Raw genomic sequence first — 7,119 nt, forward strand, 5'->3', positions numbered from 1 at the left:
AATCTCTATGAAAGGCATAGGTTATCAAAATCGGGAAGCGGCACTGGCTGCACTCACAGACATGACACAAGACGTTGTCGCCATTAAACCCGAGGAGTATCAACAGCGTATAGAAACAGCGCAAACGTATATGCAGCAACACAATATCGCTGCCATTTATCTTAATGCTGGTACCAACCTGAAGTATTTTACCGGCTTACAATGGTATCCGAGTGAGCGCATGGTGGGGGCTATTTTGCCAGCGCAAGGAGACGTGCAGTTTATCGTGCCCTTTTTTGAAGTCGGCTCAATCAAGGACTATCAGGTCATTGAGGGGCCAATGCATACCTGGCAGGAGGAGCAATCGCCTTACAGCTTGCTCGTCAATGTGCTCAACGAGTTGAACATTGCACCCGATGCCACTTTGGGCATTGATGAAAGCGCCGCTTTTTTCATTGCTGATGGCATCCGCCAGGCAGGGCCAGCTCTTACGCTTATCAACGCCAAATGCGTTACGGCCCATTGCCGCATGCATAAGTCTGCCTCTGAACTTGCGCTGATCCAACGGGCAATGGACATGACCCTTGAAGTGCATAAAGCGGCGGCCTCAATACTCCATGAAGGGATCACCACCACTGAAGTAGAAGCCTTTATCAATGAAGCACATCGCAAAGTCGGCGCCACAGGTAACTACTTTTGTATCGTATTGTTTGGCACCGCTACCTCCTTCCCTCATGGCGTAAAAGATCCGCAAACGCTAAAACAGGGAGACGTTGTACTAATAGACACCGGCTGTAAACTACATGGTTATCTGAGTGATATTACCCGCACTTATGTATTCGGCGAGCCTACGGCGCGTCAGCGCACCATATGGCAACACGAAAAAAATGCCCAACTGGCGGCATTTGAAGCGGCCCAAATAGGCACCCCCTGTGGAGATGTGGACTTTGCCGCACGCAGCTATCTGGCCGGTCAGGGGCTGGGTCCTGATTATCAGTTACCTGGCTGTCCGCACCGCACCGGACACGGTATCGGTCTGGACATTCATGAGTGGCCCTATTTGGTAAAGGACAACCCGCAGCCACTGGCAGCTGGCATGTGTTTTTCCAATGAACCTATGCTGGTATTACCCGGCGAATTTGGGATAAGACTGGAAGATCATTTCTATATGACATCAGACGGACCAAAGTGGTTTACTGAGCCTGCACACGCGATTGACGATCCGTTTGGTCTGGAAAAGTAATTTATACCTGACGCCATGTTATTCATGGCGTCAGCTGGCCTCCAGGCTTTGGACACTTCAACTACTTTGCACCCAGGTCAAAACAGCGACCACCTAAAACCTGAGTAATGATTTACCCAATCTAGTTCAACAGCTCCATACGAGATCAAATTATCCGATTAAAAATCCATCTAATTCTTTGTAGTTATTCGATATATTTTTATTTAGTAAAAACATTTGACCAAATAAAAATGATGCGATTAAATGAATTGGGCTGCACATTACAGCAATCAAAAAACTGCAGCCCGAAGCAACTAAATACCCATATCAACAAGGAAAAAACAATGAAATTAACCGTTAAAAAATCACAACTAAAACGATTGTCGGATAAGCACAATGCACTTGCTCAGCGCGACACGCCTCAGGTTGCCGGCGGCCAACAAGCGGCGTCTATCTCCGCTGGTGACTTATGTGTGATTGTGTCACTGGTAAACTGCACGCAGGAATGCTCAAGACTGGCCTGTTCACAGGCATATTGTAAACTGTAAGGGCATCGCTAAAGCAACACCTCTGGGCTATATCGCACAGAGGTGTTTGCGATCAGAGATTAAAAATAGTAACCGATATTAACGTTAAAGCGGCGCTCAAAATCATCGCTGTCACCGACAAGCGTGCCGCCCACAAAGGGCTGGTTCTTGGCGTGTACCAGGTCAATATAAGCAAATACAGGACCGGCTGCCACAGACATACCCGTGATATTCATCCAGGTATTCGCACTGTCATCTGATTTATCGTGCATCACACCAAAGTCGTTATACAGCGTTAGCTGTGACACTGGACCTAAGGTCACCTGCATGTCGTATGAGATACCCAGCGTCGTTGATGCAGCTTTTGTTGCTATGGTGTCGTACATGGCATTCGCAGCAACCACTATCTGGGTCGATTCGTCTACCTGATAGTCGTACTCTGTATGCTGAAGGTGGAAATACCATTGCTCGTAACGGTTAGAAGCATGCACCGCCCAGGCCTGATAATCACCGGCACGGTTAATACCATTATCCAGGCCACCATGCAGCGCTGACAGACCGAATTGAGTTTCACCCAGTGCATGTTCAATCTGATAAGCAAAGCGTCCGACCAGGGTGTTGTACTCAGCCAGCTTTTGGCCTGGTGCGTCATAGACGCCTTCACCGACGCCACGCAGCCCGACAATATCCACGGAGTAACGATCTTTGCGATCTTCTGCCGAGCCATCTATACCACCATGGTCATCGTTTTTAAAAAATGCCAGATCAAGCTGCCAGTTATCTTTCATTGCACGCTTAAACACCAAACCTAAATCGTAGTCTTCTTCTAGACCCACAAAATAGTTTGGCGTCATAAAATAGCTGTGCGATGCGACCGGCGTATTGCCAAATGGGACTGGGGCCAAACCCAGCTGAGCCTGCCACTGAGGAGCAATATCATAGTCCAGATAGGCAAACTTCACGACGCGCATATAATCGTGAAAACGTACTTCTGCATTGATCCCAATATCGGCCACTTCGCCAGATAAATTGATACGCACAAGATCGAAGTCAATATCGCCACCGCGGCGCTCACTGTCCTGATCGTAAGAGTTCATGCCATAGTTAAAACGGACCGCTCCGCCGACCTGAACATCCTTTTCCGGTGTCTCTGTAGATGTATCTGCACTGTTTGTAGCTGACTCAAGCTGAGCCACTTTGTCTTCCAGGCTGGCCAATTCACGCTTAAGTGTGTCCAGCTCTGTGGTATTGGCGTAAACATGCGAAGAGCCAATCAGTAAGGCGCTTGAGAGCAAAGCAGTATGTCGGGCACTAAATGACATAGGTATAAATTCCGGGGTAAAGCTAAAAAATTCGCGCAAGCCTATATGACAACGCTGACACGTTCAAATTAAAGAAATTCGAACGAATGTAAGGGGTGTAAAGCACATTGAAATGGGCGTTTCTGTTTGTAAAATATGTAGTGAAAATGCAGTCAGGCTGTTTTGCTGACGACGCTAACACACTTCTGTCAATCTATTAAATTGCAATAAATTTCATAAGCTTAATCTTATGCATTTGATGCAACTTGAAGGTAAAGTTAAAGATTCGTTAGTCTGATTCAGTTATTTTCTCAGCCCGGCGATATTCCGCCCTCAGCAACGCGTTTGCGCAAAAAGCGCGCACACAACTGGTTTTTACCTGCCCGTTACTTACCGCAGCTGCTGACATTTATCAGAAAAACGCGCTAACCTGTGACTATCTAATTGTCGACTAAAGTTGAGCAAGTATGAAAAAAACACTAAACAAAATTGCGTTAAGCTTAATTTTTATTTCTTCCCAGGCGGCTGCGGCAGTGGAGCCGCAAACCATCCCGGTTGCAAAAAGCGCCAATGACTATCAACTGGAACTGGTAGCCAAAGGCATTCAGATCCCCTGGGGCATGGTGTGGCTAAATGACACAGAATTACTGGTGACTGATAGATCGGGTCAGCTACGCATGATCAAAGAAGGAAAATTGCTCGATAAGCCAATTGAGGGCGTTCCTGAGGTGCATGCTGAGCGCCAGGGTGGCCTGCTGGATATAGAGATTGACCCGAACTACGCAAAGAATGGCTGGATCTACTTTTCTTATTCCGGCTTTGAAGGCGAAGAGAAAGGCAGCAACACCTCTATCATGCGTGCCCGCCTTAAAGACATGAAGCTGGTTGATAAACAGCTGATATTTGACGGTTTCCCGAATACCAAGCCCTCATTTCACTTCGGCTCACGTATTGAGTTTGATAAAGACGGCTACCTGTACTTTTCAATCGGCGACCGGGGAAACCGCGACGTACATCCTCAGCGCCTGGACCACGATGCAGGTAAAATTCATCGTATCAATGCCGATGGCACTATCCCCGAGTCAAACCCCTTTGCAAAACAAAAAGATGCGCGTAAGAGTATCTATTCCTATGGGCATAGAAACCCACAGGGCATGGCCATGCACCCGCAAACCGGCGAGATCTGGACCCATGAACATGGCCCTCGTGGCGGTGATGAAATCAATATCATTAAACCCGGACTCAACTACGGCTGGCCTGTGATCACTTATGGGATCAACTACAATGGCACCAAAATCACCGATGAGACCACCCGTGCCGGTATGCAACAACCTGACTGGGTGTGGGTCCCTTCAATTGCGCCATCCGGCATGGAATTCATAACCAGCGACAAATACCCCCAATGGCAAGGTCACTTGGTTGTGGGCGCAATGAAATTCGCCCATCTGGTCTTGGTCGAACTTGATGGCAATAAAGTTGTTGGCCACAGTAAACTATTCGAAGGTGCCGGGCGCGTGCGCAGCATAGCCACTCACCCCAACGGCGACTTATATCTTGGTATCGATGGCAGCGGCATCTTTAAAGTGGTACCCAAAACCAAGTAGCGACTTTATTATTGCAAAGTCGGATTTTTCGCGCGACACGCTCGCCTATTTTACCGACAGTGACCACCTGGAACTAGGCAGCAATCGAATGCAGGCAGCGCTGATGCAGTTTGACGGCACAAGCGACATGGCCCCCGGACCTGCCGCCGTCGAGGCCCAGCCGTTTTTGAGTGTGAGCGAGGATCATCAGAATGAAATTGTGCAAATGACCAAGGATTTTGTGATGGCCACTGTGCGCCCCTGAGCGGCCTTGAAGGTGTTTAGAGCTATGATGAGATGACTCAGGTCAATATAATGGCATTAGCACCGTTTCGAAATGTTTCTGCAAGTGCTAGTGTAGTCGAGACAACACAAAATTTAGAAGGACACTGTTATGAGTAAAAATATACATCAAGTGACCCAAGAGTTAATCGCTGCCGCCGAGAAACAGATAAGTATTAGTAAATCTCCCTCATTCACATGCTCCGTGGAAATCAACGGAGGCAGTTTAAGCGTTGAAGAAGAGGAACAAATTAGGAATGAACTTGTCTATCACTTTGCGGACTTCGGTGAGCTACTAATCGAAATTGATGTCAACCTAGTGCGCAACTTTTTCACATTGCAAGTTACCCGACGGGCCAATTTTTTCGACAGCAGCCCCACTACATGAATGGTCAACGGGGTATTCCCCCGTTTTAAGCTGTTTTTTTAAAGTAATGCTAGGAGACAAGATTTTGCAACTTCAGCGTGAACGGGGCTCTTATCAAATTCAACCCAAGCCTGCCACCCAGTAAAGAACAAAACGAGTAACGCATAACAAATCGGAAAAATGTAATAGGGCAAAATAACTTTAGTGAAACTTCGCTTCACTGATAGCTGTTCCAACTTTTGGCCCATTGTGTTTAACATTTGGCAGTGCTCAATTTTCAATTGATTTATTTGTTTAATGTAATATTCTTTTTCACGCGAGCAGTCCTTAACAATTGAAAGACTTAGTGCATTGTTAGTTTGAGCATCTCCAATAAAGCCTCTCAGGAATTCAACAGAGTCAAACATATTTTTTAAGTCCTGAGCAGTGTAATTTAACTCAACCAATTCAGTCCATGCTGACCTGAATTTTCTGGAATTGACATTAACAGTCCCCTCAGCAACGACTCGACCTAAGTTATTTAAATAGATCACGTGTTTTTGAATCTCAGCTTCACCGATTGCATTCTTTAACTTTGAGACCTTGTAGTGGCATAGTGAATTTGGCCACCTGGATAGAGGTGTTAGAATACATCTCAGAAACAAACAGGTGACTTTATGACAAATAGTACGAGACGTACCTTCAGCGCAGAATTCAAGCTAGAAGCTGCTCAGTTAGTAACGGAGCATGGCTACTCCGTTGTTGAAGCTGCCAAAGCAATGAATGTCAGTAAATCAGCTATGGATCGTTGGGTCCGGCAGCTTAAGCAGGAGCAACAAGGTGTCACGCCTAAAGCCTCTCCTCTGACGCCGGAACAAATTAAAATTCGTGAGCTTGAAAAGAAGGTCAGTAAACTTGAAGAGCACAACGATATATTAAAAAAGGCTACAGCTCTCTTGATGTCGGACTCGCTGAACAATTCTCGTTAATCGAGAAACTCAGGAAGAGCTTTAGTGTCAACACATTATGTCACGTGTTCAGTGTCCACCGCAGTAGCTACAAATATTGGCGGAGTCGAGACAAGCAAATAACGCCTGAGCAAGCACGGTTGAACTCAGCAATACACGAGGTACACGCAGCAAGTGAGGGCTCGGCTGGCGCACGCACGATTGCAACTATCGTGACTAATACTAAAGACATCTTACTTAGCCGGTATAGGGCAAGTAAACTAATGAAAAAGCTTGGGTTGGTGAGCTGTCAGCTGCCTCAGCACAAATACAAAAGGGCTGAACAAACACATCCAGACATACCCAATCACTTGGATCGGCAGTTTGCAGTCACAGAGCCGAATCAAGTATGGGTTGGTGATGTCACATATGTTTGGGCCGGTAACCGCTGGGTTTATTTGGCAGTGGTTATTGATCTATTTGCCCGTAAGCCTGTCGGTTGGGCGATGTCACAATCACCAGATAGTAAGTTGACAGGAAAGGCACTGACGATGGCTTATGAATCAAGAGGAAAGCCAGCAGGAGTGATGTTCCATAGCGATCAGGGTAGCCACTATACAAGTCAATATTACCGGCAGCTTTTATGGCGTTATCAGATAAAACAAAGTTTATCGCGACGCGGAAATTGCTGGGATAACGCCCCGATAGAGCGGTTCTTTAGAAGTTTAAAGACGGAATGGGTGCCTGTAGCGGGGTATAGTAATTTTGCTTCAGCACAACATCATATCACTCGATACATAACTGGCTACTATAGTCAGATCAGGCCTCACCAATATAATGGAGGCCTGGCACCGAACGAGTCAGAACGACGATATTGGGAAAACTCTAAAACTGTGGCCAATTTTATTTGACGTAAGCGTCGCCTAAACCTC

8 protein-coding genes are annotated in these 7,119 nt (G+C 46.6%); 6 read left to right on the forward strand and 2 right to left on the reverse strand.

Going from position 1 to position 7,119, the window contains the following annotated elements; all coding sequences use genetic code 11:
- Positions 1-7 precede the first annotated feature (7 nt).
- Together TW77_RS02155 and TW77_RS02160 are read left to right on the forward strand one after the other, a co-directional pair.
- Entirely contained in the window at positions 8-1,222 is a 1,215-nt protein-coding gene (locus tag TW77_RS02155) for a M24 family metallopeptidase (RefSeq protein ID WP_046003309.1), read from the forward strand.
- 323 nt (positions 1,223-1,545) lie between these two features.
- Entirely contained in the window at positions 1,546-1,749 is a 204-nt protein-coding gene (locus tag TW77_RS02160) for a hypothetical protein (protein ID WP_046003310.1), read from the forward strand.
- Between the two features lie 59 nt (positions 1,750-1,808).
- Here TW77_RS02160 and TW77_RS02165 read toward each other — a convergent pair whose 3' ends face one another.
- Positions 1,809-3,050 carry a hypothetical protein gene (locus tag TW77_RS02165; protein ID WP_046003311.1) on the reverse strand — a complete coding sequence of 414 codons (1,242 nt, stop codon included), beginning with the start codon at positions 3,048-3,050 and terminating at the stop codon, positions 1,809-1,811.
- Between the two features lie 446 nt (positions 3,051-3,496).
- Here TW77_RS02165 and TW77_RS02170 point away from each other — a divergent pair, with 446 nt between their 5' ends.
- The 3 genes from TW77_RS02170 (at position 3,497) to TW77_RS02180 (ending at position 5,282) form a co-directional block, all read left to right on the forward strand.
- A complete protein-coding gene (locus TW77_RS02170) occupies positions 3,497-4,633 on the forward strand; it encodes a PQQ-dependent sugar dehydrogenase (protein WP_046003312.1) in 1,137 nt (378 codons plus the stop codon).
- Entirely contained in the window at positions 4,593-4,877 is a 285-nt protein-coding gene (locus tag TW77_RS02175; protein WP_052713000.1) for a hypothetical protein, read from the forward strand. Before TW77_RS02170 ends, TW77_RS02175 begins: the two co-directional genes overlap by 41 nt.
- Before the next feature lie 129 nt (positions 4,878-5,006).
- A complete protein-coding gene (locus tag TW77_RS02180) occupies positions 5,007-5,282 on the forward strand; it encodes a hypothetical protein (protein WP_046003313.1) in 276 nt (91 codons plus the stop codon).
- 38 nt (positions 5,283-5,320) lie between these two features.
- Here TW77_RS02180 and TW77_RS02185 read toward each other — a convergent pair whose 3' ends face one another.
- Positions 5,321-5,794, reverse strand: coding sequence for a hypothetical protein (locus TW77_RS02185; protein ID WP_046003314.1), 474 nt, complete (start codon positions 5,792-5,794; stop codon positions 5,321-5,323).
- Positions 5,795-5,917: 123 nt separating this feature from the next.
- Here TW77_RS02185 and TW77_RS02195 point away from each other — a divergent pair.
- A protein-coding gene (locus TW77_RS02195; RefSeq protein WP_156158575.1) for an IS3 family transposase occupies positions 5,918-7,098 on the forward strand; the annotation gives its coding sequence in 2 pieces (ribosomal slippage) (positions 5,918-6,170 and positions 6,170-7,098; 1,182 coding nt in all).
- The last annotated feature ends 21 nt before the right edge of the window (positions 7,099-7,119 follow it).

The organism is Pseudoalteromonas rubra (assembly GCF_000967655.1).
GTDB classification, from domain to species: Bacteria; Pseudomonadota; Gammaproteobacteria; order Enterobacterales; family Alteromonadaceae; genus Pseudoalteromonas; species Pseudoalteromonas rubra_A.

What these genes read in the sequence shown, in the direction of transcription:
- TW77_RS02160 (WP_046003310.1), top strand. Translation starts at nt 1,546, where the DNA reads ATGAAATTAACCGTTAAAAAATCACAACTAAAACGATTGTCGGATAAG.
- TW77_RS02175 (WP_052713000.1), top strand. Translation starts at nt 4,593, where the DNA reads ATGGCAGCGGCATCTTTAAAGTGGTACCCAAAACCAAGTAGCGACTTT.
- TW77_RS02170 (WP_046003312.1), top strand. Translation starts at nt 3,497, where the DNA reads ATGAAAAAAACACTAAACAAAATTGCGTTAAGCTTAATTTTTATTTCT.
- TW77_RS02155 (WP_046003309.1), top strand. Translation starts at nt 8, where the DNA reads ATGAAAGGCATAGGTTATCAAAATCGGGAAGCGGCACTGGCTGCACTC.
- TW77_RS02165 (WP_046003311.1), bottom strand. Translation starts at nt 3,050, where the DNA reads ATGTCATTTAGTGCCCGACATACTGCTTTGCTCTCAAGCGCCTTACTG.
- TW77_RS02180 (WP_046003313.1), top strand. Translation starts at nt 5,007, where the DNA reads ATGAGTAAAAATATACATCAAGTGACCCAAGAGTTAATCGCTGCCGCC.